The following is a 26558-nucleotide window of genomic DNA, read 5'->3' on the forward strand; positions in this document are numbered from 1 at the left end:
TCGTCAGATAGCGGTGAACGGGCCTGTGGCAGAACGATTCCGAGATCTCACAGGCCCGCCGACCGATCCGTACACGTGCCGGGTTCCGATCGGAACGATGAGGGGACGATCGGACATCGGATCGTCGATGACTGCGGCCTCCAGGCCGAACACGTCGAGCAGAAGCTGCTCGGAGATGACATCCTGCGGCCGACCCGCGGTGATGATCTCTCCCTGCTTCATCACGATCAACCGGTCGCTGTAGCGAATCGCCAGGTTCAGATCGTGCAGGACCATGACGATGGTGCGGCCCAGTTCGTCGTGCAGGCGGTCGACGAGATCGAGGACCTCGATGGAGTGCGCCAGATCGAGGTAGGTGGTCGGCTCGTCCAGCAACAGAATATCGGTGCCCTGTGCCAGTGCCATCGAGATCCAGGCGCGTTGCCGCTGGCCCCCGGACAGCTCGTCGACGGGTCGGTCGGCGAGGTCGCCGACTCCGGTCAGTTCGAGTGCGTTCGCCACCTCGGCCTCGTCGTCCGAGCTCCACTGCCTGATCCACGACTGGTGCGGGTGACGACCGCGCGAGACCAGATCTGCGACGGTGAGTCCTTCGGGGGCGGTCGGCGCCTGAGGCAGCATTCCGAGGGTGCGGGCGACCTCCTTGGTCTTCATCGAGGAGATCGCTCGTCCGTCGAGCATCACACTGCCGGCCTTGGGTTTGAGCAGACGGCCGAGTGAGCGCAGCAGCGTGGACTTTCCGCAGCCGTTGGGTCCGATGACCGTGGTGATGACACCGGTGTGAATTTCGAGGTCCAGGTGTTCGACGATGGTGCGGTCGCCGTAACCGAGGCTCAGATCGTTCGCGATCAGACGCGAGGTGTGGCTGGTTGTCATACGGAGGCCTTTCGATTACTGCGAACGAGTAGGTAGAGCAGGAACGGTCCGCCGAGGGCCGAGGTGACGATGCCGACCGGGAGCTCGACGGGCAGAATCGTGCGAGCGATCAGATCGCTTCCCACGACGAGCAATCCGCCGAGCAGTGCCGACGCGATGATCGGGGGGCCGGGCGTTCGCAGCACCCTCAGCGCTATCTGGGGAGCGGCGAGCGCCACGAACCCGATGGGTCCCGCGGCGGCGGTGGCGATCGCGGCGAGTGCGACGGCAGCGAGCAGCATCATCGCCTGACTGTGTTGCAGTCGAATTCCGAGAGATCGTGCGTTGTCGTCGCCGAGTCGCAGGGCACCGAGCGTGAACGTCGCGACGACGGTGCCGCCACCGACCAGGACGACGGCAATGGCAACCGGCCAGACCGCGGCCCAGTCCGCTCCGTTGAGCGACCCGTTGAGCCAGACCTGAGCGCGGGAGACGTCGTTGATGTCGGCGCTGATCAGCAGCCAGCCGATCACGGCGGTGAGCATGGCGTTGACGGCGATGCCGACCAGAATGAGGCGGAACCCGTCGACGCCCTTTCGCCAGGCGAGGGCGTAGATGGCGATCGCGGTGAGCAGCCCGCCGATCAGTGCAGCGAGAGGAAGACCGAGGGTGGCCAGCAGCCCGCTGAAGCTGCCTCCGCCGAGCACGATCAGCGCGACGGCCGCGGCACTGGAACCGGCGGTGATTCCCAGGATGTCGGGGCTGGCAAGGGCATTGCGAGAGATCGATTGTGTGATCGCGCCGGAGATACCAAGGGCGGCCCCGACCAACAGCCCGGTCAGTGAACGGGGCAGTCGCAGGTCCATCACGATGAACCGTTCGATTCTCGAACCGCCGCCGAGCAGCACGTCGAGGACCGCCGTGATCGACAGCGGGAAGTCGCCTCGTCCGATGTTCACACACATGACCAGCAAGAGCGCCGCAGCCAGGAGGATGGTCGTCAGGACCATCACCGGCCGTCGGACCATGGAGATCGGACCGAGGCGGAACGCAGGCCGGGTGCGAACGACGCCGGGGCCGGGTGCCGGTGTGGGGGACTGCAGGTCGGCGGTCACAGGCTGACCAACTTCCGGCGTCGAACGAGCGCGATGAAGAAGGGCGCCCCGATCAGTGCCAGAACGATCCCCACCTGAAGCTCGCCAGGGCGCACCACGACCCGACCGATGACGTCGGCGATCATGAGCATCACTCCGCCCATGAGGCCCGCGTAGGGCACGAGCCAGCGGTAGTCGGGTCCGGTCACCGCGCGGGCGATGTGTGGAACGACGAGTCCGACGAATGCAATGGGCCCGCACGCTGCCGTCGCGGCACCGGTGAGCAGAGTGATGGCGAGGATCCCGACGGTGCGGGTGATCGCGACGTTGGTCCCGAGCGATCGCGCGACGTCCTCGCCGAGGCTCATGACGTTCAGGCCGGGTGTGCTCGCCAATGCGATGAGCATGCCGATGACCAGGAAGGGCAAGACCTGCCACAGTACGTCGAGGCCGCGTCCTGCAACGGATCCGACCACCCAGAAGCGGTACCCGTCCAAGCTGGTCTGATCGAGCAGTACGACGGCGTTCGTCATGGCCGAGAGAAAGAATGCGACGCCTGCCCCGGCCAAAGCGAGATTGACCGGACTCGATCTGCCCGACCCGATCGAGGAGAGACCGAACACGACGATGCTCGCCACCGCCGAACCGGCGAATGCGAACCACAGGTACTGACTCGGCGAGGTGAACCGGAACAGGTAGATGGCCATCACCACGAAGAACGCTGCCCCGGAGTTGAGGCCGAGCAGACTGGCGTCGGCCAACGGATTGCGGGTGTGCCCCTGGATGAGAGCACCTGCGATACCGAGCGCGATGCCCACGACCAATGCGAGCACCGTCCGGGGAACTCGCAGTGTGCGCACGATGATGTCGGTGTCGGTGCCCGTCGAATTCAGCAGCGCATGGGCGATTTCGGCGAACGTCAGTGGCCGTGCGCCGATGGCGATGCTGGCGAGTACTCCGGCGACGAGAGCGGCGACCAGGACGGCCAGACCGAGCAACCGTCGCCGCCGAATGGCCGCGACCGAAACGTCTTTGGGAATGGGCTCGAATCCTGCTGCGATAGCGGCCTTTTCGCGCACCACCTCGGACGATGCCGCGCCGATCCGGAGTTGTCGGCGCAGGGCGCGACGAGCACCGATCGGACCCTGCGTTGCGCTGTCCCGCAGTGTCAGACCCATCCAGCGTCGACCGGTGCTCTGGCCTTCGTTGCCGTCGCGGTAGCCGCGATTCCAGACGAACAGAGCCAGGGCGACACACACCGCGATGGTGCCGAACACGAATCGGTCCGCTTGGCCGCCACCGTTGTCGTCGCGAAGCGCGTCGACGATCGACCAGCCGACGAACAAGGGGACCAGCACGATCAGTGCGTCGATAGCGGCTGCAGCGATGCGAGAGCCACGCGGCGGCGGACCCGTGGGCACGTCCTCGATCCCGTAGGACTCGTCGGAAGACCGGCGTGCGCCGTGAGGGCCGAGTAGCGGAGCTGTGGTCACAGTGCTCGTGACTCCTCGCTGGTTCGAAGGGACTCGGTTTAGGTTACGGAACCCTTGCTCGACACGTGAGGTGAGGTAAGGGTAGCGGTGCCTGACCCGCTTTACGATCTGGTTAGGCTAACCTACATTGAAGGGGTGCGACGTGAGCACCCGCCGAGAACCCAAGGAGCGATCAGGTGTCAGTTGCAACAGCGTCGTACACGGGCTGGGCCGATGTGCATCGATTCTCGAATCGATCCGGCGGGGCGGCGCTGTTGGCCGACTCGTGCGCGACCCTGCGTGCACTCAATCCCGACTACCCGCGGATGTACGCGGTGGCCGCCATGGCGAACGAGGGCAAACGCCGCTGGTGGCAGCTGGCGGTAGGGCTCGACGACGGTCGCGTCGAGCAGATGTACCGACGATCGCTCGAGGATCTCGATGTTCCCGAAGCCGCGGCAGTGCAGGTAGCGACGGCCCTGATTCACGCCGTCGTCGGCCGCGTGGCCGCGCTCCTGGTCCTGGAGGCACGAGCCTGGGATCCGGGCATCGACAATCTGTGGATCCACATGGACAGCGACGGGGGAATCGATTGGGCGGGAGTGGCATCGCCGATCCTGCGAGTGCTCCCCGAGGATCCTGCCGCGGGCGAGCCCGGCACGGTCACATTGCCGTGTGAACGAGCACTGTTGGTCTGGACTGCGCATCGCTGCACGACCTCGCTCGGCGCGGTGTTCCGTGCGATCGCCGAGCGCGCACCGCTGGACGCGCGTGTCTTCTGGGCTCTGGTCGGCGACGCCATCCTCGGGGCTTCGACGTACGTGCCGATTCTGGCGGGGGCGAGTGCGTCGGCAGGTGCTCGCCGGGGACAGATGCTGCTCGACGCCATGGTCGCGGCCGGGGCTCCCGTCCGCGCGCGAGTCGGGGTTCCGGGGCGAGCGAGACTCCGGGCATCGTGACGATCTTGCGCCGAAACTAAGGTATGCCTATGCTGACTTCGTACCAACGGACCGCGCCGGAGTCCTGAGGGCTGCAGTGACTCCCGGTCCTTGCCACGGTGGGCCTCTCGTTCTCGACGAACGAGAGGCCCACCGATTTTCGTGGGTCGATCGTCGTGTATCTCTGAACGAGAGTCGACAGCCGAGTCGGCCGGACCATCTCGACGCAACCGGAAGGCACAGCTATGACGGACTCGAACGGCACCACGGGGGAGAGCACCTTCGACACCATGACGCCGGAACAGCTCACCGAATTGTGTGCACGAGGGTTCGACGGGGTTCTCGGCCTGCGGTACCTCGAGGTGACCGGCGACGAGGTGCGCGCGGAATGGACCGTCACCCCGCAGCTCCATCAACCGGCCGGAATCATGCACGGGGGTGTGCTGTGTTCGGTGGTCGAGTCGGTGGCGAGTATCGGTGGATCGGCGTGGTTCGGCTCGCGCGGCCACGTCGTCGGAACCAACAACAACACCGACTTCCTGCGCGCGACTCGGTCGGGAACCCTGAGCGCGCACGGACATCCGATTCATCGGGGACGGACGCAGCAGCTCTGGCAGGTCGACATGACGGACGAGAACGGACGCCTGGTTGCTCAGGGCAAGGTCCGGCTGGCGAATATCGAAAACACGGCGCATCTGGGACAGTGATGCCCATGACGGGACACAGCGACAGCGCCGACTCTTCCCTACGGTCGACGGAGACCGCACTGACTTCCGACGCGTTCGATCGCCTCGAATCACTGTTCGGTCCCATCGACGACGAACTCGCACAGCATTATCCGGGTGACCGAGTCGGCGGCCAGCCCTCTCACACCGTCTACGTATCGGCCTCGGATGCGTCGGCCTCCGTGCCCGCCGAATGGGGTGCCGCCGCCCTGGCAATCCTGGACGCTCAGCCCGAGGCGTTCGCCGAACTCGACACCGAGGACGCACTACCCCTGGTGCGAGACCGGCTCGGCAGTGCGCCGATCCAGGACCTCAGATTCGACTTCGAGGACGGCTACGGGTGGCGATCGGATGCCGTCGAGGACAGCCATGCGAGGGCGGTCGGCGCGGCACTGTCCGCCTTGGCAGAGGATGCGGCCGGTCCGACGTGGCTGGGGATTCGTGCCAAAGGGCTTGCCGCACATGAGCGTCGACGCGGAATCCGCACCCTGGAGCTGGTCCTGGACGGGGCCGGGGGAGTGCCCGACGGCTTCGTGTTCACCGTGCCCAAGCTCCGTGCCGCGGCGCAGGTAGCTGCTGTCGTCGCCCTGTGCGAAGAACTCGAGCGTGCGCACGGGCTTCCCGATCGAGCCCTGCGATTCGAGCTGCAGATCGAGAGCCCGCAGGCGGTCATCGGGGCGGACGGAACGGTGACACTCGCGCGTGCGATCACCAGGGCGGACGGTCGTTGCAAGTCCCTGCACTACGGGACCTACGACTACAGTGCCGCCTGCGGAATCACCTCTGCGCAGCAATCATTGGCCCATCCGGTGGCGGACCACGCGAAGAACGTGATGTTGGTGGCAGCGGCACAGACCGGGGTGTGGGTGTGCGACGGTTCGACCCAGGTGGTGCCGACCGGTGATCCCACACAGGTGGCGGCATCCGCGCGTCGACACTTCGAGCTGGTGACCAGATCGCTCGAACGGGGCTTCTATCAGGGCTGGGACATGCATCCCGGGCATCTGGTGACGCGATGGCTTGCCACCTTCGGCTTCTTCCGTCAGGCCATGCCGGTCGCTGCTGCTCGGCTGGGCAGCTATCTCGATCGCCAGGGTGGTGAGGTGATGGACGAACCGGCGACGGCGCAGGCGTTGGCAGGCGTTGTGGTCCGAGGCCTGGATTCGGGCGCGTTCGGCATCACCGAGCTGCAGAACGTCGCTGCCGGCATCGACCGAGACGTGCTGCGGGGACTGCTCGATCGATCGGTGACCGTGCCGCTCGGATGAGAGACGTCGGCGCGCTCCGCTGCCGACGGGTCGCAAGCGTGTCAGAATTGCCGAGCACCATCACCGATCGGGACGGAGAACTCCAATGCGGTTGTCTCCGCACGAGCAGGACCGACTGCTCGTCAGCTACGCGGCCGAACTCGCTCGGCGTCGCCAGGCACGCGGCCTCAAACTCAATCACCCCGAGGCGATCGCGGTCATCACCGATCACCTCCTCGAGGGTGCCCGCGACGGACGATCTGTCGCCGACCTGATGTCCTCGGGACGCGAGATTCTCGGTGCCGACGACGTGCTCGACGGTGTGCCCGAGTTGCTCCCCGAGGTGATGGTGGAAGCGACTTTCCCCGATGGTACGAAGCTGATCACCGTGCACGAGCCGATCTCCCCCAAGCGGGGTGACGGTCACCTGATTCCGGGCGAGATCATCACCGTCGCAGGCGACATCGAGATCAACGAAGGTGCCGAGGTGATATCCATGGCCGTCGTCAACGCGGGAGATCGCCCGGTGCAGGTGGGTAGTCACGTACATTTCCCGCAGTCCAACGCTGCGCTGCAGTTCGACCGCGAGAGGGCGCACGGTTGCCGCCTCGACATACCCGCGGGCACGGCAGTGCGTTTCGAGCCAGGAATCGAACAGACGATTCGGCTCGTGCCACTCGGTGGCACGCGCGAGGTCCACGGATTGAGCATGACACCTCCCGGAAAGTTGGACAGCTGATGGCGCGCATGAGCCGCAGTCGATACGCCCAGTTGTTCGGCCCGACGACGGGCGATCGAATCCGCTTGGCAGACACCGATCTTCTGATCGAGGTGACCGAGGACCGCAGTGGTGGACCAGGCACAGCCGGTGAGGAAGCCGTGTTCGGCGGCGGCAAAGTCATCCGTGAATCGATGGGGCAGTCCCGAGCCACCCGCGCCGACGGCGCTCCCGACACGGTGATCACGGGAGTGGTCGTCGTCGACTACTGGGGAATCATCAAGGCCGATCTCGGTATTCGCGACGGACGGATCGTGGCACTGGGCAAGGCGGGCAATCCCGACACCATGACCGGGGTGCATCCCGATCTCGTCATCGGCCCGTCCACCGAAATCATCGCGGGCAACGGGAAGATCGTCACGGCCGGCGGCATCGACTGTCACGTCCACCTGATCTGCCCGCAGATCAAGGAGGAGGCTCTCGGTGGCGGCATCACCACCGTGATCGCAGGCGGTACCGGGCCCGCCGAGGGCAGCAAGGCCACCACCGTCACCCCGGGTGCATGGCACCTGTCCCGGATGCTCGAGTCGCTGGACGATTGGCCGATGAACATCGTGCTGCTCGGGAAGGGCAACACGGTCAATCCCGACTCGATGTGGGAGCAATTGCGCGCAGGCGCATCGGGATTCAAGCTGCACGAGGACTGGGGGTCGACTCCCGCCGCGATCGACGCGTGCTTGCGCGTGTGCGAGGACGCAGGTGTTCAAGCCGCTCTGCACTCGGACACCCTGAACGAGGCCGGATTCGTCGAGACCACTCTCGATGCGATCAAGGGACGCGGAATCCACGCGTATCACACCGAGGGTGCGGGCGGCGGGCACGCACCCGACATCATCACCGTGGCGGCGCAGCCGCACGTGCTCCCCAGCTCGACCAACCCGACCCGTCCCCACACCGTCAACACCCTCGACGAACATCTCGACATGCTCATGGTGTGCCATCACCTCAGTCCATCGATTCCGGAGGACCTGGCTTTCGCCGAGAGTCGAATTCGTCCGTCGACGATCGCAGCCGAGGATCTGCTGCACGACATGGGTGCGATCTCGATGATCGGCAGCGATGCTCAGGCCATGGGCCGGATAGGTGAGGTCGTCCTGCGTACGTGGCAGACGGCGCACGTGATGAAATCTCGTCGCGGATTCCTGGCCGGCGACAACGGAGCCGACAACAACCGCGTCATGCGCTACGTCGCGAAATACACCATCTGCCCGGCCGTCGCACACGGCCTCGACGACGAGATCGGTTCGATCGAACCGGGCAAACTCGCCGACCTGGTGCTGTGGGATCCGGCCTTCTTCGGCGTCCGTCCACACATGGTCGTCAAGGGCGGCATGATCGCGTGGGCAGCCATGGGAGATGCGAACGCGTCCATCCCGACCCCGCAACCGGAACTACCTCGTCCGATGTTCGGGGCGTCACCCAAGGCTGCGGCCGCGACGTCGTTGCATTTCGTTGCCCCGCAGGCGATCGAGGACGGACTGGCCGGGCGTCTGAACTGCGATCGCCGGCTCGTTCCGGTCAAGAACGTGCGCGGTGTCAGGAAGTCGGACATGGCACTGAACGACGCTCTACCCGATATCCGAGTGGATCCCGACACCTTCACCGTCCGCATCGACGGTGACGTGTGGACCGAGCAGCCGGCAACCGAACTGCCGATGGCGCAGCGATACTTCCTGTTCTGATGCCCGATGCCCGCCTCCAGGTGACGACGCTTCTCTCGCTTGCCGATTCACGCCTCCCCACCGGTGGCCACGTGCACTCGGGCGGCGTCGAGGAAGCGATCGCCTCGGGGTTCGTTCGAGACATCACGACGCTCGAAGCGTTTCTACGACGCCGTATCCGAACCTCCGGAGCGACGACGGCGTCCATTGCCGCATCGCTGGTGCAAGGGTCGTCGAGCACGGACCGGGCCGATGCCGAATCCGACGCACGAACCCCGTCCCCGGCCGCCAGATCTGCCTCCCGCGCTCAAGGTCGCGGACTGCTCCGGCTGGCCAAGTCCGCCTGGCCGCACCATGATTGGTCGTCGATCGGACGAAAGCCGCACCTCGCTGTTGCTGCAGGGCATGTCGGACTCGCGGCGGGTCTGTCGGTGGCGGACACGGCCGCGGTGCAGGTCTACATCACCATGACCGGGTCGGCGATCGCCGCGCAGCGTCTGCTCGCCCTCGACCCGGCCGAGGTAGCGGCGACCACCATCCGGTTGGGTGATTTCTGCGACGACGTGACCGCCGCGGTGTGCGACTGCCTGCCCGAGCTGATGGAGTTGTCGGATCCCTTGCTGGACATGTTCGCCGAAGCCCACGCCATCCGCGATCGGCCGTTGTTCGTATCCTGAACACGGATCCATTTTTCCTCTAGTGACAAGGAGTTCGACATGCCCCCGCACCTGATCGACGGTGAGCCCCACGACCACGGTTTGGATCGCCCCAAGCGCGCACGGGCGGCAGGCGACGCGCTGCGAGTCGGAATCGGTGGGCCCGTCGGCTCCGGCAAGACGGCGTTGGTGGCCGCGTTGTGCCGCCAGCTGCGCGACGAGCTCTCACTCGGCGTGCTCACCAACGACATCTACACCACCGAGGATGCGGACTTCCTGCGTCGGCACGCGGTGTTGCCCGACGAGCGGATCACCGCAGTACAGACCGGTGGCTGCCCGCACACGGCGATTCGTGACGACATCACGGCCAACCTCGACGCCATCGACGATCTGATCGAGAACAACCCGCCCCTCGATCTGATTCTCGTGGAATCCGGTGGCGACAATCTGACGGCGACGTTCTCGTCCGGTCTGATCGACGTTCAGATATTCGTCGTCGACGTGGCCGGGGGAGACAAGGTGCCGCGCAAGGGCGGTCCCGGTGTGACGTTCTCCGACCTGCTGGTCGTCAACAAGACCGACCTCGCCCCGTACGTCGGAGCCGATCTCGGTGTCATGGAGCGGGACGCGGCCCAGGTGCGCGAGGGGCGGCCGACTGCGCTGATCTCCCTCACCGACGATCCCGCGGCGACCACCGTGCTCGAGTGGGTGCGAGAGCAGCTGAAGGTGATCGCCGACGCCGACGCGCATGCCCACACGCACTGAGCGTCGATGCACACAGAGCTCTGCATCGACGCGAGCCGCAGCCGGAGCCCTCGTATCACCTCGGTGGGCGGACTCGCAGGCCGCCAGACGGGACCGGACACAGTTCACCTGATCGGTACGGCGGCAACTCCTCTCGGCGGTGACACCATCGTGGTGAGAATCTCGGTGGCGGCCGGGGCGCATCTGGAGGTGCGCAGTGTCGCAGCCTCGTTGGCGATGCCGGGTGGGCTGCACCGTCACTCGTCCGCGCAGTGGCACTTCGAGGTCGGTGCAGGCGCGTCGCTGATCTTCGATCCCGAACCGATGGTCGTCGTCTCCGACGCCTCGCATTCGGTGATCAACACCGTTGTACTGGAACAGGATTCCACCCTACGGATGCGTGAGCGTACCCAGATCGGCCGCTTCGAGGAAGCGTCGGGGCACTGGAGCAGTGCGATTCGATGCGATGTCGGGGGTAGCCCGCTGTTACGCCATCGAGTGGAACTGGGCGCGGGATCGGTTGCGCACGACGCGTTGTCGGCACCGCTGTCGATGTCCAGTACTCTGCGCTATCCCGATACCCGGGCGTCCGAGGTCGATCTGGCCGACGGCACCGTCCGGCTGGCGTTGGCCGGCGGCGGCTCGCTGAGTACCTCGGTGGGTCGTCGTCTGCTGCCCGTCGAACCGGGGATGTGAGACCGGCCGCTCGGACAACGAGCAACGCATCGGCCGACGGTATCCCGTCGGCCGATGCGTTGTGTCAGAGCTTGTTTCGGTCGATTCCCGGTTCGGGGTCGATCAGCCTGCCGCCTTCTCGCGTTCCTGGTCCGACTCGTCCGCGGCTGCCTCGACGGCCCCCGCACGCTCGAGGGAATTGAGTTGCTCGATGGCAAGTCGCGCGAACACCTGCTGCTCGGTCGACGCCATCTGCGCGCGGCCCTTGCCGAGGAACGTCACGAACCACGAGATGACGGTCGTGATGCGGCTGCGGTAGCCCACGAGGTAGTACAGGTGCAGAGCGAGCCACATGAGCCAGGCGATGAATCCGCCGAATTCGAGTTTGCCGACCTTGGCGACCGCGTTGAATCGCGACACCGTTGCCATCGAACCCTTGTCGAAGTACTTGAACGGGGTCCGCTGGGCGGGATCGTCCTGGCCCTTGACCGATGCCTTGATCAGCTTGGCAGCGTAGGTCGCGCCCTGAATGGCACCCTGCGCCATGCCCGGAACGTCCTTGACCGACATCAGGTCGCCGATCACGAACACGTTCGGGTGGCCCTTGACGGTGAGGTCCGGTTCCACCAGCACACGTCCGGCGCGGTCGGTCTCCGATCCCGACTGGTCGGCGAGCTGCTTGCCGAGAGGGCTGCCCTGCACGCCTGCGGACCAGACCTTGCACTGCGCCTCGATGCGACGCGTGGTGCCGTCCTTCTCCTTGACCGTCAGGCCGTCGTTGTCGACGTCGGTGACCATCGCGTTGAGCTGGATCTCGACGCCGAGCTTCTCGAGCCGTTCGGCGGCCTTGCGGCCGAGCTTCTCGCCCATCGGCGGCAGTACGGCGGGGGCGGCGTCGAGCAGGATGACACGGGCGTCGCGGGGATCGATGTTGCGGAAGGCACCGTCGAGGGTGCGATCGGCGAGCTCGGCGATCTGCCCGGCGAGCTCGACGCCGGTGGGGCCCGCGCCGACGACCACGAAGGTCATGAGGCGGTCCTTCTCTTCCTGATCGTCGGAGAGTTCGGCCTGCTCGAACGCACCGAGGATGCGTCCACGCAGCTCGAGTGCATCGTCGATGGTCTTCATGCCGGGTGCGAACTCGGCGAAGTGATCGTTGCCGAAGTAGGACTGCTGCGCGCCTGCTGCGACGATCAGGCTGTCGAACGGGGTGACGGTGATGCGTTCGAGAAGCTTGGACGTCACCGTCTTGGCCTCGAGATCGATGTTCAGCACGTCTCCGAGCAGCACCTCTGCGTTCTTCTGCTTGCGCAGAATGACGCGGGTGGTGGGAGCGATCTCGCCGACGGACAGGATGCCTGTCGCGACCTGATAGAGGAGAGGTTGGAAAAGGTGGTGTGTCGTCTTGGCGACGAGGGTGATGTCGACGTCGGCTTTCTTGAGGGCCTTGACGCCGAACAGACCTCCGAACCCGGAACCGATGACGACGACGCGGTGACGCTTCGATTCGAGCGGTTGGATGCTCATTACCTGCTCCCTAACGATTGCGGTGTGAGGTCAACGGTAGTCGCCATCCATCGCGACGTCTCGACAAGGTCGTCGTGTCCGTGATGGCAGTCCACACCTATCGGCCGGCTGCTGCGCGCTTCGCAAGTTCCACGGTCGCGGCCCGCAGTTCGGTGGCCGAGTCGATCGGAGTCGCATAACCGACCCGTGTGTACGCGATTCCGCGCGGAGTGAACACCTTCAGATCCAGTCCGTAGCGGTCCGCGGCCGTGCACTCGGCGGACGTGGCATCGGGAAAGCCGCCCAGTTCGCGGGCCATCGCAGTCAAGGACGACGAGTGGTCGGCGTTGAGGTGCTCTATCGCGTATCCCGAGGTCGGCGACACCGGATCGGGCGCAGCCTGGGAATACGCCTCGGCAGTTGCCGAATCCATTCGGCCGTATCCGCCGACCCACCGGACCCGATGCACGCGCATGATCCACAGCGTGAAGTCGCTGTAGTCCAGGTAGTACTTCGCCGCCGGTACGCCGTCGAGATGCGCTGCGCGGGCCGCGGCCAATTCGTCACCCTCGGGCCGCTCGACCACGCCTGCCAGCGTGATTCGGCCCGATGCCAGCGGATCGGTCTGCGATTGCGGTGCCACGATCGACAGGCTCATTCGTTGATCGCCTGCGAGGTTGCGTCCGTGCTCGGCCATGCGCGAGACACACAGAACCGGCGCGCCGTCGAGCAATCCGTAGGTGACGAACGAGGCCCAGGGATCGCCGTCCGCGGTCAGGCTCGCGAGAGTTGCGGTGTTGGTGGACGCAGCGATCGTGCGCGCTTCTTCGGCCGGTGAGGGTCGACGGTCGTCGACGACCGGGGCCAGGGGAGGGGGAACGGACGGGGCGTCACCGGGATCGCCGTGATCGAGTGCCATGCGCAGAAGCTTACGACGGCGACCTACAGGAGGTCTCCGGCATGAATCAGGGCGTCGGCGACGAGTGCGACGCCGAGCACGACGAAGACGACGCGCACCGTCGGAGGGCCGTACCGCATCAGGGCTCGGACGGTCGCGGTGAACGCGCGCCTCGAGCGTCGACTCTTCCTCGACGCCAGAATCAGCACGAGGACGGGTGGCAGGAGCCCGATCAGGCAGTAGACGACCACGATGGCCGGCCACCACGGCGGACGGGGATCGTACGTCGAGAGCATCGTCAGCCCCGCGAGGTACGGCACTGCCGTCGGGCCCTGCACCAGACCGATCGTCAGTCCGGTCAAGGCGACGACGGGGATGCTGGAGCCGGCTCGAGCCGCCCACTCCGGTGGGCGGCGCTCGGTGGTGCGCAGAGCACCGAGTGTGATCAGTACCAGCCCGATCGCGAGTTCCGTGCGATACCGCACCGTGGGAGTGATGGTGATGTCGAACAGATCGGTGAAGAAGTCGATGCCGAGAACGGTGAGGATGCCGAATGTGGTCGTCGCCGTGAACACTCCGCCGACGAAGGCCAGCCCGGCTCGGAACGGGGACCGGCGGGTGGTTCTCGCGTGCACTGCGATGGCTGCGGTCACGCCGATCAACAACACGTCGAGCGAATCGAGGATCGCGAATCCGACGAGAGCGAGCAGCAAGGTCACCATGGAGGGTTCAGGGTATCGGTCCGGTGAAATCGACCTTCTCGGTGACGACGGCCTCGGCAATGCGGCCGGGAGCGGTCTGGTTGTCCCAGTACATGTTCGTGTGCGCGATGACCTGGGCAGGTGGCGGCGCGCCCCACTCGGTCAGATCCTCGGCGGTGTGGGCATCGCTCACCAGCGTCACGTCGTATCCGCGGACCAAGGCTCCGTGCAGCGTAGACCTGATGCAGAAGTCCGTGTGCGCGCCGGCGATGACGACGTGCCCCACGCCGAACGAAGCGAGGTCGGCTTCGAGACCGGTGTCCTCGAAGGCGTCGCCGTGCTTCTTGTGGACGATTCGATCGCCTGGAACCACGGGCAGAGCGTCGAGAAGCTTCCACCCGTCCGTCCCGAAGCGCAGCTCCTTCTCGGCGGAGTGCTGCACCCAGATCACCGGCGTGCTCGTCTCTCGGGCTCGCGATACCAGGGTCACGATGTTGTCGACGACGGGCTGCCGGTCGTGGACGGCGACCATCACGTCGTTCTGCACGTCGACGATCACCAGTGCGGTGGCGTTCCGGTGGGCCAGGGTGGTCACGTAGTCAGCTCCCTACGTACGCGGCCAGGTGCCGGCCGGTCAGGGTCGAACCGTCTGCCACCAGATCGGACGGTGTTCCCTCGAACACGACGAGGCCTCCGTCGTGGCCGGCACCCGGTCCGAGATCGATGATCCAGTCGGCGTGGGCCATGACGGCCTGATGGTGCTCGATCACGATCACCGACTTGCCGGAGTCGACCAGCCGGTCGAGCAACCCGAGCAACTTGTCGACATCGGCGAGATGCAGCCCGGTGGTGGGCTCGTCGAGCACGTAGATCCCGCCCTTGTCGGCCATGTGCGTCGCCAGCTTGAGGCGTTGGCGTTCGCCACCCGACAGTGTGGTCAACGGCTGGCCGATCTTGAGGTATCCGAGCCCGACGTCGTTCAAGCGCTGCAGAATCTTGTGCGCCGGTAGCAGTTTGGCCGCGCCGTCGGCGAAGAACTCCTCGGCCTCGGCGACCGACATCGACAGCACCTCGTCGATGTTGCGTCCGCCGAAGTGGTACTCGAGTACCGATGCTTGGAATCGCTTGCCCTCGCACTCCTCGCACACCGTGGCGACGCCGGCCATCATCGCGAGGTCGCTGTAGATGACGCCCGCGCCGTTGCACGTCGGGCACGCGCCTTCGGAGTTCGAGCTGAACAGCGCGGGTTTGACGGCGTTCTCCTTGGCGAACGCCTTTCGGATCGGTTCGAGCAGCCCGGTGTACGTTGCGGGGTTGCTTCGCCGTGATCCACGGATGGCCCCTTGATCGACCGACACCACATCGTCTGTCCCCGAGAGCGATCCGTGAACGAGTGAACTCTTGCCCGAGCCTGCGACGCCGGTGACGACGACCAGCACACCGAGTGGAACGTCGACGTCCACTTCGCGCAGATTGTGGGAGTTCGCGCCGCGAATCTCCAGCACCTCGGAGAATTCGCGTACGGATTTCTTCAGTGCTGCCCGATCGTCGAAATGCCGACCGGTGACGGTGTCGCTCCGCCGTAAACCGTCGACGGTGCCCTCGAAACAGACGTGCCCGCCTGCGCTTCCCGCACCGGGACCCAGATCGACGACGTGGTCTGCGATGGAGATCGTCTCGGGCTTGTGCTCCACTACCAGCACGGTGTTTCCCTTGTCCCGCAGCTGAAGCAGCAGATTGTTCATTCGCTCGATGTCGTGGGGATGCAGACCGGTGGTCGGTTCGTCGAACACGTAGGTCACATCGGTCAACGACGATCCGAGGTGGCGAATCATCTTGGTGCGCTGGGCCTCTCCGCCGGACAGTGTTCCCGACGGCCGATCCAGGCTCAGGTAGCCGAGTCCGATTTCGACGAACGAGTCGAGGGTTTCGCCGAGCGTGGTCAGCAGTGGTGCCACCGACGGTTCCTTCAGGCCGCCGACCCACTTCGCCAGGTCGCTGATCTGCATGGAACATGCGTCGGCGATGTTGATGCCGTCGATCTTCGACGACCGAGCGCCCTCGTTGAGTCGGGTGCCGTTGCAGTCGGGACATGTCGTGAAGGTGATCGCGCGTTCGACGAATGCGCGGATATGCGGCTGCATTGCGTCGACGTCCTTGGACAGGAACGATTTCTGGATCTGAGGCACGAGACCCGAGTAGGTCAGATTGATGCCTTCGACCTTGATTTTCGTCGGCTCGCGATAGAGCAGATCGTCGAGCTCCTTCTTCGTGTATTTCGAGATGGGCTTGTCCGGGTCGAAGTACCCACAGCCGCGGAAAATGCGCCCGTACCAGCCTTCCATGCTGTAACCGGGGATCGTGATCGCGCTCTCGTTCAATGACTTGCTCGCGTCGTAGAGCGCGGTGAGGTCGAAGTCGCTGACGGCGCCTCTGCCCTCGCAGCGCGGGCACATGCCACCGGTCACGGAAAAGGACTTCTTCTCGGTGGTCTGCCTACCGCCCTTGTCCACCTTGTACGCGCCTGCACCGGACACCGATGCGACGTTGAACGAAAAGGCCTGTGCGGAGCCGATGTACGGCTTTCCGATTCGGCTGAACAGGATCCGGAGCATGGCGTTGGCGTCGGTCGCAGTGCCGACGGTGGAATGGGGATTGGCGCCCATGCGCTGTTGATCGACGATGATGGCCGTGGTGAGTCCGTCCATGACGTCGACATCCGGTCGGCCCAGCGTGGGCATGAATCCTTGAACGAAGGCACTGTAGGTCTCGTTGATCATGCGCTGTGATTCGGCCGCAATCGTACTGAAGACCAGCGAGCTCTTGCCGGAGCCGGAGACGCCGGTGAACACGGTCAGTCGGCGCTTGGGTAATTCGACATCGATGTCCTGAAGATTGTTCTGCCGCGCCCCCTGCACACGAATCAAATCGTGACTGTCGGCAGCATGCGGTGCCGAGCCCTGCGTGACCTTCTTCGTCGCCATGAGCAGTCAGGCTAGTCGTACCGGAACGTGCCTGCTTCTCGATTCCTGATCGATTCCGGTGGCCGAGAGGGCAGCGTCGAGCCGTCTCAGATCTGCCGCGGAGGACTCCAGAAGTGGGCGTCGCACGGTCGCGTCGGAGATGACGCCGATCCTGGCGAGTGCGGCCTTGGCCATGACGGCTCCCTGCGTCGTGCGCATGACGGCATCGGTCAACGGCAGCAGTGATCGCTGTACTGCGTTCGCCCGGAGCAGGTCGCCCGCGCGGACCGCATCGATCAGCTCGGCGTAGCGGTCTGCCACCACATTGCCGGTGACGCTGACCAGTCCTGTTGCACCGGAGGCTAGGTAGGGGAGCGCGAGTTCGTCGATTCCGCAGTAGTAGGCGAGGTCCGTCGAGGACATGACGGTCATGGCCTCGTACAGATCACCCTTCGCGTCCTTGACGGCACCGATGAGGGGGTGACGAGAGAGTGCCTCGAGCGTCGACGCCTCGATGGCCACACCTGTGCGCGCCGGGACGTCGTAGACCATGACGGGCAGCCCACCTGCCTCGGCGATGGCGACGATGTGCTCTGCGATGCCGGTCTGGGTGGGGCGCGAGTAGTACGGAGCGGTGATCAACAGTGCGTAGGCACCGGCTGCCGCTGCGGACCGAGCCATCTCGATCCCCGTGGAGGTGTCGTTGGTGCCGACTCCCGCGGTCACACGAAGAGAGTGATGGCGATGACGACGTGTCCGGGAAATCAGCTGCGAGATTTCGTGGCGCGTCAGGGTAGGTGCTTCTCCGGTCGTTCCGGCGACGACGACGCCATCACACCGTGTTGCCGACAGATGCGCGAGAAGGGCATCGACGCCCCCTCGGTCGAGCGATCCATCGGGGTGCATGGGGGTCGCCATGGCGACGACGTTTGCGCCGAAGCTCGTCGAGGCCGGCGATGCAGTGGTGATCATGGTCCGAGTGTGAACCGCCGGATAGATGAGGTCCAGCGATGCATTTTCCGTAATACTGCGTATTTTTGCTTCATGATCGATTTCAGTGCTCTGCACGCCCTACGGGCCGTCGCAGCCCTGGGCACTCTTGCGCGGGCGGCCGACGAACTCGGCTACACCTCTTCGGCGATCTCCCAGCAGATCAAACGACTCGAACGGCAGATCGGTACCCCGGTGCTGGCGCAGGCCGGTCGGGGGGTCGTGCTCACCCCCGCAGGCCGGGCGGTGGTCGAGTCCGCGGGGGAGGTGTTCGACGCTCTCGAACGGTGCGTCGAGGCGGCTCGATCCGCAGACGAGGGCGTGCCACGTGGGGTCGTTCGGCTGGTCGGATTCTCGACCGCGGTGCGCGGCTTGCTGGCGCCCGCGCTGGTCGAGCTGGATCGACGGTATCCGGATCTGACCGTGCACATCAGCGAGGAGGATCCGGATCGTGCACTGCACAGCGTGTATGCCGGTACCGCCGACCTGGCGTTGGTGCACGACGCAGACGGGGTATGGGTGCCCGCTCCTCCCTCGGTCGTTCGGCAACCGATTCACACGGACTTCGGCGACGTGATCATGAAGCGAACTCACCCCCTCGCTCGACGGAAGACCGCGTTGACCCATGCCGACCTCGCTCGGTACCCGTGGGTGACGAGCCCGGCCGGGACGGTATGTCACCAGTGGTTTCGTCGGCTGTTCGCCGAGACGTCCGCCGAGGTCGACGTTCGCCATCTCGTCGACGACTTCTCCACGCAACTCGCGCTGGTCGAAGCCGACGATGTTCTCGCTCTGGTACCTCGCCTCGCGCGTCCGCTGCTCGGAGCCGGTCTCGTCGCGGTGCCGCTCGAGCGCGCTCCCGCTCGTGAGGTGCAGGCTGCGTGGCGGCGCAGCGCCGACGCCAGCCCGGCCATTCATGCTGTGCTGGACGTCCTCCATGCGGCCTCGCGCTGAGTGGTCAGCAGCACCAGCCGTCCGGTCGCGCGTGTCATAGCCACGTACGTGTCGACGGCACCCTCGACTCCTGTCCCGAAGGAATCCGGGTCGATCAGAACGACCAGATCGAATTCGAGTCCCTTCGACAACTGCGGAGTCAGGGATCGGATTCGCTCCGACTCCGGAAATGCACGATTGCCTATGACGCAAGCGATTCCGGAGGGATTCGAGTCCAGCCATCGGTCGAGAATCGATGCCAGATCTGCCGTGTCTGCGTATTCGACGGGCACACCGGTGCTGCGGATGGAGACCGGAACATTGGCGTCCGGCAGCGCCGCGCGAATCACCGGCTCGGCCGCGGCCATGACTTCCCGCGGGGTGCGGTAATTGACACCGAGGGTGGCGATCCTCACCCGGTCGAGTCCGACCCGTCCGAGCCGTTCGACCCAGGACTCGGCGAACCCCTGCCGCGCTTGCGCCCGGTCTCCGACGATGGTGATGCTGCCCGACGGGCATCGTCGCAGGACCATCTGCCACTGCGCGTCGGTCAACTCCTGCGCCTCGTCGACGACGATGTGTGCGAACGGCCCCGCCGAGGGATCCGTCGGGATCTCCTCGAAGCCCGCCGAATCGACGAGTGCATCGCGAATTCCGTCCTGCCGCAACTGTGCAGCCATCATCTCGTCGTCGTCCGCGGCCATGAGTTCGTCGACCACGCGGTCCATTCGCGCACGCTCCGCAGCCGCGGCCAACTCGCGACGTCGAGTGCGGCGTGAATGCTCGGGATCTCCGAGCCGCATTCGTGCGGCGTCGAGCAGTGGCAGATCGGACACCGTCCACCGCGTCGGATCGGGTCGCTGGAGTGAACGAATCTCCTCGGGGCCGAGCCAGGGTGCGCACCTACGGAGATACGCCGGAACGCTCCACAGATCTGCGACGAGGTCGGCAGCGTCGATGATCGTCCAGGATCGTTCGAGCTCCGTGCGCAGAGGCTCATTGTTCTGCAACGACTTCCGTATCTCGGTTGGGTCCTCGTCACCGTCGTAGCGGTCGGCCAGAATCGTCAGTAGCAGGTCCCAGACCTGTTCGCGAGCCTCGTTGTGCGCAGTGCCGGGATCGGGTGCCTCGAACGCCTCGGCCCAGTCGTCCGGCGTCAGCCTCAGGTCGGCCCACTCCGTCTCCACGATCATGTTCCGAGTCGGCGGCTGCTCGTAGAACGCAACGGCCGCCTCTATCGCCACGCTCATGTCGGCGGATGCCTTCAGTTGCGCGACAGCAGGATTCGGCTCTTCGACCACGTCCGTGCCTTCGGCGACGAGATCCCGGAGGGTGCAGGTCCGCACACCGTCCTCACCCAGACTCGGAAGGACGTCGGAGACGTAGGCGAGGTACGGCTCGTGTGGGCCGACGAACAGCACGCCGCCGCGGCTGTGTCCCAGACGCGATTCCGTGTACAGCAGATACGCGGTGCGATGGAGTGCGACCACGGTCTTCCCGGTTCCCGGGCCACCGTCGACGACCAGCGCGCCCCGGGCGTCCGCTCGAATGATGGCGTCCTGATCTGCTCGAACGGTGCCCAGCACGTCACGCATTCGCGGTGAACGTGCCGTACCCAGACTGGCGATGAAGGCAGACTGATCGTCGAGTGCAGCGTCGGTGATCGGTCCGGTCAGGTCGAACACCTCGTCCCAATAGTCGGTGATGGTGCCGTTCGTCCACCGATATCGTCGACGACTCCGCAGCCCCATGGGATTGGCGTGAGTGGCACCGAAGAAGGGTTCGGCCGCGGGGGAGCGCCAGTCGACGAGGAGTTGTTCACCCGATGTCCCCAACAATCCGAGTCGTCCGATGTACACCGGCTCGTCCGTATCGGAGGCCACGACTCGACCCAGGCACAGATCCACCCCGTACCGACGAAGTGAACGGAGACGTCCGCCCAACCTATGAATCTCGAAGTCCCGCTCCATCACCTCTCGGCCCATTCGGCCCGACGACTTCTGCGCGGCCGCGAGCTGCGCCGCGGTATCGGATCGAGACTTCTCGATGCTCGAGCGTATCGCGGAGAAGTGTCGCTCGTCGTGGCCGATCAGCGCTGGATCACGTTTGCGTGCGAGGCTGTCGGGTAGGGCGAAAATGCTTGGGTGCACATGCTTCACAGGACTCCGATCGAATGGTTCTCGGTTGCAGCGAGCCATTCTGAGCCCTGCACGGGGTCTTGCCGCAAGCCCCGGGGTGCGCTATATGTTGAAAGTGGAAAGACGTGATCGTCGCTTTCCGATTCCTCCGCGATTCATCCGGCACCGAGAAGCAGATCGGCGATGGCACCGGCACCGACCGGCCGGCCCAAGAGGTATCCCTGCGCGAAGTCGCAGCCGGTAGCGGCCAGTGCCTCCAGTTGCTCCTCGGTCTCGACGCCCTCGCCGACGACGGTGACGTCGAATGCGCGTGCCAGTGCCACGATGGCCGAGACGATCGCGCGAGCCCTGGGAGCGGGCAGCCGAGCTATGTACGACTTGTCGATCTTGAAGCACTCGAACATGGGGTAGCGGTCGAGATACGACATGGAGCTGTGGCCTTTACCCATGTCGTCGAGCAGCAGAGCCACACCCATCGCGTGCAGGGCAGAGACGGTGTCGGCCACGCGCTCGGTGTCCGCGACCCACACGGTTTCGGTCACTTCGAGTCCGAGAGCGAAGGCAGGCAGTCCTGTCTCTGCGAGTATGGAAGCGACCTCGTTGGGAAAGTCGGGATCGCGGAGTTGGAGCGCGCTGACGTTGACGCGAACCACGATGTCGGAGAACGTTCGCCACCGCGCCGCGGCCGTGCATGCGGTACGCAGCGCCCATGCGCCCAATGGTGTTGCAAGACCTGTTCTTTCGGCGACGCCGACGAACTCGCTCGGTTCGATGGGCCCGAGCTCATGGTGATTCCAGCGGGCGAGTGCCTCCACCGCGACGATTTTCCGCGACGCAATGTCCACCAACGGTTGGTACGCGAGAGTGAGCTCGTCGGCGCGCAGCGCCGCTCGCAGATCTATCGACAGTGACCTGATGCGATCCGCGTCGTAGAGATCGGTGGGATCGAAAACGGCATGCCCGCCGGTCCCACTGTCCTTCGCGCGGTACATGGCCAAGTCGGCGCGGTGGATCAGCTCGTGCCGAGTCGAATTCGGTTCGGACACCGCGATACCGATGCTGGCGCTCAAGGGAATGGGCACGTCCTCGGCGGAGAAGGGAACCGCGATGGAGCTCGTGATGTGTCGTGCGAGTTCCTCCGCATGAGCAACGCTGTCCACACCTTCGCAGACGATCAAGAATTCGTCGCCGCCCAGGCGCGCGATGGTGTCGGCGTCTCGGATCGCCGAGGCGAGCCGTTCGACGAACTTCACCAACGCCCTGTCTCCGGCGTCGTGTCCCAAGCTGTCGTTGATGATCTTGAAGTCGTCGATGTCGAGCAGCAGCAGTGCCACGGTGCCGGACTGTTGTCTCGCGCGGTCCAGTGCCGAATCGATGACCTCGTACGCGAGGGTGCGGTTCGGCAGACCGGTCAGGGCGTCGTGGGTACTTCGTCGTCGCAGTTGGAGTTCGAGGTCGATGCGTCGTATCGCCGCGGATACGATCCCGGCCACCGAACTGAGGAACGACACTTCTTCGTCGCGGTAGAGACGGGCCTCGACGCTGTGGATCGAGAGAACTCCCCATGCTTTTCCGGCGGCGGTGAAGATGGGAACTCCGACACCGCTGCGGAGGCCGAGCGAGATCATCGTGTCGGTCCGGAAGCGCTTCTCGGCGTGACTGTCGTTGCACACGACGGGCTCCGAGAGCGTCAGAGTGAATCCCACCAACGAACCGTCCCCGGACGGAACGTCCTGACGCATGCCGAGTGCACCGCTGGCCGCGTCCATGGTCAAGTACGGGTCGGTAGGGTGCTCGAGATGGGCGATGGCGGAGTTTCCCACGCCGATCAGTGTGGCGGCGGTGTCGGTTGCTGCAGTGAGCAATCTGGGTAGCTCGGCGATGACGGCGAATCGGCTCAGATCGGCCAGAGCCTTCTGCTCCTGAGCGTGACGACCGGCGATCACTGCATCGGCCGCGATCCTGGCATTGCGCTGCTCCACCGTGTGTCGGTGCCGAATGGTGGATACGACCACGTCGGGGCCGCCGTCGTCACGACCGATCACATAGGCAGACACCACCACCGGCATGCCTGTGCCGGTCACGTGATGGCGTAGCTCGCAGTATCCCTCCCATTTGCCTTCGGAGAGCAGACCGGCGGCGATGTCGTCGGTGAGATCGACTCCGTCTGAGGTGAGCAGTTCCAAGGCCGAGAGTTGGCCGATATCGGCCACGTCATCGAGTCCGATCAGGGTTGATCCTGCGGGATTGATGTACAGAATTCTCCCCGTGAAGTCGGACAGCGCAACGAAGTCCGGAGAACGTTCCAGGAAGGATCGAAGACTCACCGGATCGTCCGGGAGATCGAACATCGGCCCTCCGATCCGTTTCGCTCGGGATACGAGCGCATCGCACCCATGTTATTCGTGGTTCACGTTCCAAGGGTACGAACACGACGTAGACCTGTGTGTGCGGGGCGGACGGATTCGCTCGTCGCCGCTCGTCGGTCTGTCCACCGTGGGCGTCGAGGGGACATTCATCGACGAAGATCGCCACGTCGCCCACCATCGTGACCTCGGTCCGCTCGAGTCTGTCGGACGGCGGAACGGTCACCACACGATCGTCATGTTCTCGACACGAACGCGACCGAAGAATCGATGTCGTCCCCGGAGAGGAACGCAGCTGATCGTGACAACGATCTCGCAGTCGTCCCACACGGTCGGTGGCCGAGCGGGCTCACGGTGCCAATCACCTGGGTGGACGGCGACGTCGAACTGACGGTGCGCTTCGCGCTGTCGAGTGTCATGACGCCCGAGAATTCGTGAGCGTTGCAGGGGGCGAGACTGCAGTCCAAACTGGGACCCATCATGGCGAACTACGATCTGCGCGCGAATCCACGAAAACTGCGGCCGCGTCCTGCGGTCCCGCGCGAGGCGGCGATCGAACTGACGTCCAGCGGGGTGCCTGTTTCCGAGCGTGACTTCTTCATCGAGGAATTCCGCGGGGTCACGATCGTGATTGCCCTTCCCGTGTTGAGCATCGCTGCGCTCGAAGCAGTGAAACGAACGGTCGGGGAGTTCGGTCCTGGTGATACGCGATTCATTTTCGTGGTTCCGGTCGACAACGTTCCGGAAGTAGCCGCTGCAGTCAATGGTGTGGCCATGGCGAGTGGAACTGTCTGGAACGACGAGTCCGTCGCCCGTCTGTGGCTCGCTATCGCAGACTCGGAATGCGTCGTGATCGGGGCGGAGGCAACCGCGGTCGCGCGCACCGCAGGCACCGTGTCTGCGAGCGTGCGGGCTTCGAAGATGGTTCTGACCGACCCGGGAGGAGGTTGGGGCGATCCTCCTCGCAGCTTCGCCGACATGGACCTGCACCGCGAGCGACTGGTCGCTCATCTGGCCGAACGGGGTCTCGACGACTTTCCGTCCGCGGCCGAGGCGGCACTTGCCGGCGGTGCATACAGCGTAAACCTCTGCCGCGGCGAGGATCTCGAGTTCGAGCTGTTCACATTCGACGGCCGGGGGACCGTCCTCACCCAGGGCCGCTACCTCCACTTGGCGTCCTTGCAGGTCGACGATTTCCCTGCAATCGAATCGTTGGTCGCACAGGGAGTGCGAGAAGGAGTTCTCAAGCAGCGCAGTCGGATAGAGATTGCCAGGATGGCGGTCGGAGGACTCGGTGCGCGGGTACTGCGTACCGGGCACCTCGCCGGTATCGTCGGGCTGGAGATAGACCGTTACGCAGGAACGGGATTCGCTGAAGTGTCGGGTCTGATCACAGTCGCCGAGTTCTCCGGACTGGGAGCGGGTGGCCTGCTGATGGACGGACTGTTGCAGGAGTGCCGCACGAGGGGCATCGCAAACCTTTTTGCGGTCACCGTCAGCAGTGAAGCCGCGGAGTTCTTCGTCAAAAGGGGATTCGATGAGGTAGGACGCCAGGATGTACCTGCTGCGAAATGGGATGACTACAACGCCCATCGACTCGAGGCTGCGCGGTGTTTTCTTCGATCCGTCTAGACGGATCCCTATGAACAGTCACGGGGCAGCGTCTGCACTCGGTCCGGTTGCGACGACTGCTTAAGTCGCGTGTTCTAGGGTTCCGAGTTCTCGTGCAGAGTTGGGTAGGCGCTCCAGGCGGTGCCGATGGTGAGGGCGTGGCGTTCGGTCGTGCTGGGGTTGAAGCCGAACTGGTCGGCAACGATCGCTGGCGGGATGCTGCGCAGGAGCTCGCGCATGGCACTGTTGCGTGCGCCTCGAAGGTCAATTCCGTTGTTGCGCAACAGTTTCATGAGGGTTTGCGGGTTGACGTGTTGACCGGGTGCCCTGCCAGGAAACAGCCAGGGCGATGAGTGGTTGGCAGCGGTATTCATGTGCGGCCGCGCTCGGGTCAGGACTGTGATCGGTGTGGCGAGTGCTGCCGGGATCGCCACGGGGTCACCGGTGAAACCGATGCTGACCTGGCCGTCGTCGGTGACGGCGATTGCATCGAGGGGGAGTGCGGCAATGCGAGTGACCGGCTGCGCACAGATCAGGAGGAGGACGGTCGCGGCCTGGACCCAAGTCGGGGTGTCGGAGCTGCGGAGGGTCTCGGCGAGTTGGGCGTAGCGGTGTTCGTCGCTGGTGACGGGCGTCTGGCGGGGTTGACGGTGGGGAAAGTTCAGTTCGGGGTGCATGTGTTGCTGGCGGGTGCACCATCTGACGAACATCATGGCGGTGCTGCGGGTGGTCGGTCCGGTGGCGATCCAGGTGTCGATGTCGGTCTGGGTTGCGGATCTGAGGTCGACGTTGTGCTCGTAGAGCCAGTTGACGAAGGCGATGGCGACGGTGATCTCTTGCTTGGCGCTGCGCACGGGGCCTTCGGGTAGTGGTCCGTGTTCGGCGCGGGATCGGAGTTTGCGCAGGTGATTCCACGTCGCGAAGCCGGTGATCACGTCTCGGGCGTGGTGGATCGCGGTGGTGTCGAGTGTGGTGTCGAGCCAGCTGGTGAAGCGGTCCAGGTTGCGGTCGTAAGCGGGCAGTATGCCGCAGCCGACAAACAAATCTCGGAGGTGGCGAGCGGTGCGCGGGGAGGCGTGGTCGGTGAAGGTGGTGTGCGCGATGGGGTAGCGGCGGGCGGCGATGCCGGTGAGTAGCTCGAGCACGTCGGGGTTGCGCAGCCAGATGATGGCGCTGCGCGGATTCTCCTGACTGGTCAGCACTTCGAGCAGCGGGAGTAGTTCGGGGGTGATGTCATCGGCACCCGGTGCGGTGAACAGGGTTGTGAGGTCGTCGGTGAGGCAGCAGCGGGCGCAGAGCCCGTAGCGGTGCGGTTCGTCCTGGTCGCCGCAGCGGGTGCAGGTCAGACGAGGGTCGTCGATGCCGGCGCAGTCGGTGCAGACCGGCTCGGCTTTCGCATTGCGTCCGGGAAGCAGTTTGTTCGGCAGGGCGCAGTCGGGACAGGTGCCGCGGCAGCGGGTGGCGTGTTGGTAGCAGCGTCGGCAGACGAAGCCCTCGGGCCAGCGGACTCCTCGACGTTGGCCAGTTCCGCCGCACCTGACGCAGAGATATTGCGGCGCAGGGGATTTGATCACTGTGATCATGCACGATTCCTTCGCGTGACAGCGGCG

Annotated in this window: 23 protein-coding genes; 11 read left to right on the top strand and 12 right to left on the bottom strand. The window is 65.1% G+C overall.

Annotated features, from left to right (window positions below; translation table 11 throughout):
- Positions 1–3: 3 nt before the first annotated feature.
- From NY08_RS04575 to NY08_RS04585, 3 genes are all read right to left on the bottom strand, one after another.
- Entirely contained in the window at positions 4–873 is an 870-nt protein-coding gene (locus NY08_RS04575) for an ABC transporter ATP-binding protein (RefSeq protein ID WP_045195125.1), read from the bottom strand.
- Complete coding sequence (locus NY08_RS04580) at positions 870–1880, bottom strand: FecCD family ABC transporter permease (protein ID WP_230597048.1); 1011 nt, start codon at positions 1878–1880, stop codon at positions 870–872. Before NY08_RS04580 ends, NY08_RS04575 begins: the two co-directional genes overlap by 4 nt.
- 83 nt (positions 1881–1963) lie before the next feature.
- Positions 1964–3439: a FecCD family ABC transporter permease gene (locus tag NY08_RS04585; RefSeq protein ID WP_082073691.1), complete on the bottom strand. Its 1476-nt coding sequence runs from the start codon at positions 3437–3439 to the stop codon at positions 1964–1966.
- 176 nt (positions 3440–3615) lie between these two features.
- Here NY08_RS04585 and NY08_RS04590 point away from each other — a divergent pair, with 176 nt between their 5' ends.
- From NY08_RS04590 to NY08_RS04625, 8 genes are all read left to right on the top strand, one after another.
- Positions 3616–4377, top strand: coding sequence for a hypothetical protein (locus NY08_RS04590; RefSeq protein ID WP_045195127.1), 762 nt, complete (start codon positions 3616–3618; stop codon positions 4375–4377).
- Positions 4378–4601: 224 nt separating this feature from the next.
- Positions 4602–5063, top strand: a complete 462-nt coding sequence (locus NY08_RS04595; protein ID WP_032398118.1) for a PaaI family thioesterase — start codon at positions 4602–4604, stop codon at positions 5061–5063.
- 5 nt (positions 5064–5068) lie between these two features.
- Positions 5069–6349 (top strand): DUF6986 family protein, encoded by a 1281-nt coding sequence (locus NY08_RS04600; protein ID WP_200893168.1) that lies wholly within the window; start codon positions 5069–5071, stop codon positions 6347–6349.
- Positions 6350–6434: 85 nt separating this feature from the next.
- The gene (locus tag NY08_RS04605; protein ID WP_045195131.1) at positions 6435–7067 is read left to right on the top strand and encodes an urease subunit gamma; all 633 of its coding nucleotides are present in this window, start codon (positions 6435–6437) and stop codon (positions 7065–7067) included.
- Positions 7067–8788 carry an urease subunit alpha gene (locus NY08_RS04610; protein ID WP_045195133.1) on the top strand — a complete coding sequence of 574 codons (1722 nt, stop codon included), beginning with the start codon at positions 7067–7069 and terminating at the stop codon, positions 8786–8788. The genes NY08_RS04605 and NY08_RS04610 overlap by 1 nt, the downstream gene beginning before the upstream one ends.
- On the top strand, positions 8788–9444 hold the full coding sequence (locus NY08_RS04615; protein WP_045195136.1) for an urease accessory protein UreF: 657 nt from the start codon (positions 8788–8790) through the stop codon (positions 9442–9444). The genes NY08_RS04610 and NY08_RS04615 overlap by 1 nt, the downstream gene beginning before the upstream one ends.
- 39 nt (positions 9445–9483) lie before the next feature.
- Positions 9484–10188 carry an urease accessory protein UreG gene (ureG, locus tag NY08_RS04620; RefSeq protein ID WP_032398114.1) on the top strand — a complete coding sequence of 235 codons (705 nt, stop codon included), beginning with the start codon at positions 9484–9486 and terminating at the stop codon, positions 10186–10188.
- A gap of 6 nt (positions 10189–10194) precedes the next feature.
- On the top strand, positions 10195–10863 hold the full coding sequence (locus NY08_RS04625) for an urease accessory protein UreD (RefSeq protein WP_045195138.1): 669 nt from the start codon (positions 10195–10197) through the stop codon (positions 10861–10863).
- 102 nt (positions 10864–10965) lie between these two features.
- Here NY08_RS04625 and NY08_RS04630 read toward each other — a convergent pair whose 3' ends face one another.
- From NY08_RS04630 to dapA, 6 genes are all read right to left on the bottom strand, one after another.
- Positions 10966–12369, bottom strand: a complete 1404-nt coding sequence (locus NY08_RS04630) for an NAD(P)/FAD-dependent oxidoreductase (RefSeq protein ID WP_045195141.1) — start codon at positions 12367–12369, stop codon at positions 10966–10968.
- A 97-nt stretch (positions 12370–12466) separates the two neighbouring features.
- Complete coding sequence (locus NY08_RS04635; RefSeq protein ID WP_045195143.1) at positions 12467–13267, bottom strand: HugZ family pyridoxamine 5'-phosphate oxidase; 801 nt, start codon at positions 13265–13267, stop codon at positions 12467–12469.
- A 23-nt stretch (positions 13268–13290) separates the two neighbouring features.
- Positions 13291–13968, bottom strand: a complete 678-nt coding sequence (locus NY08_RS04640; RefSeq protein ID WP_045195145.1) for a GAP family protein — start codon at positions 13966–13968, stop codon at positions 13291–13293.
- Positions 13969–13975: 7 nt separating this feature from the next.
- Positions 13976–14542, bottom strand: coding sequence for an isochorismatase family protein (locus NY08_RS04645; RefSeq protein WP_045195147.1), 567 nt, complete (start codon positions 14540–14542; stop codon positions 13976–13978).
- 4 nt (positions 14543–14546) lie between these two features.
- A complete protein-coding gene (locus NY08_RS04650) occupies positions 14547–16931 on the bottom strand; it encodes an ATP-binding cassette domain-containing protein (RefSeq protein WP_045195149.1) in 2385 nt (794 codons plus the stop codon).
- Between the two features lie 6 nt (positions 16932–16937).
- Complete coding sequence (gene dapA, locus NY08_RS04655) at positions 16938–17882, bottom strand: 4-hydroxy-tetrahydrodipicolinate synthase (RefSeq protein ID WP_045195151.1); 945 nt, start codon at positions 17880–17882, stop codon at positions 16938–16940.
- Between the two features lie 72 nt (positions 17883–17954).
- On the opposite strand from dapA, the gene NY08_RS04660 reads away from it, so the two are divergent.
- Positions 17955–18854 (top strand): LysR family transcriptional regulator, encoded by a 900-nt coding sequence (locus tag NY08_RS04660; protein ID WP_045195152.1) that lies wholly within the window; start codon positions 17955–17957, stop codon positions 18852–18854.
- Here the strand turns inward: NY08_RS04660 and helR are convergent.
- Both helR and NY08_RS04670 read right to left on the bottom strand, forming a co-directional pair.
- Entirely contained in the window at positions 18815–20992 is a 2178-nt protein-coding gene (helR, locus tag NY08_RS04665) for an RNA polymerase recycling motor ATPase HelR (protein ID WP_045195154.1), read from the bottom strand. The two genes, NY08_RS04660 and helR, sit on opposite strands and share 40 nt — an antisense overlap.
- A 134-nt stretch (positions 20993–21126) precedes the next feature.
- Entirely contained in the window at positions 21127–23322 is a 2196-nt protein-coding gene (locus tag NY08_RS04670; protein ID WP_045195156.1) for a sensor domain-containing protein, read from the bottom strand.
- Between the two features lie 285 nt (positions 23323–23607).
- Between NY08_RS04670 and NY08_RS26015 the strand changes: the two genes are divergently transcribed.
- Positions 23608–23775 (top strand): hypothetical protein, encoded by a 168-nt coding sequence (locus NY08_RS26015; RefSeq protein WP_158462508.1) that lies wholly within the window; start codon positions 23608–23610, stop codon positions 23773–23775.
- Positions 23776–23817: 42 nt separating this feature from the next.
- Positions 23818–24969 (top strand): GNAT family N-acetyltransferase, encoded by a 1152-nt coding sequence (locus NY08_RS04675; RefSeq protein WP_045199731.1) that lies wholly within the window; start codon positions 23818–23820, stop codon positions 24967–24969.
- Positions 24970–25043: 74 nt separating this feature from the next.
- Here the strand turns inward: NY08_RS04675 and NY08_RS04680 are convergent, their stop codons facing one another.
- Positions 25044–26531, bottom strand: a complete 1488-nt coding sequence (locus tag NY08_RS04680; protein ID WP_045195159.1) for a hypothetical protein — start codon at positions 26529–26531, stop codon at positions 25044–25046.
- Positions 26532–26558 lie beyond the last annotated feature (27 nt).

The sequence above is a fragment of the Rhodococcus sp. B7740 genome (assembly GCF_000954115.1).
Classification (GTDB): Bacteria; Actinomycetota; Actinomycetes; order Mycobacteriales; family Mycobacteriaceae; genus Rhodococcoides.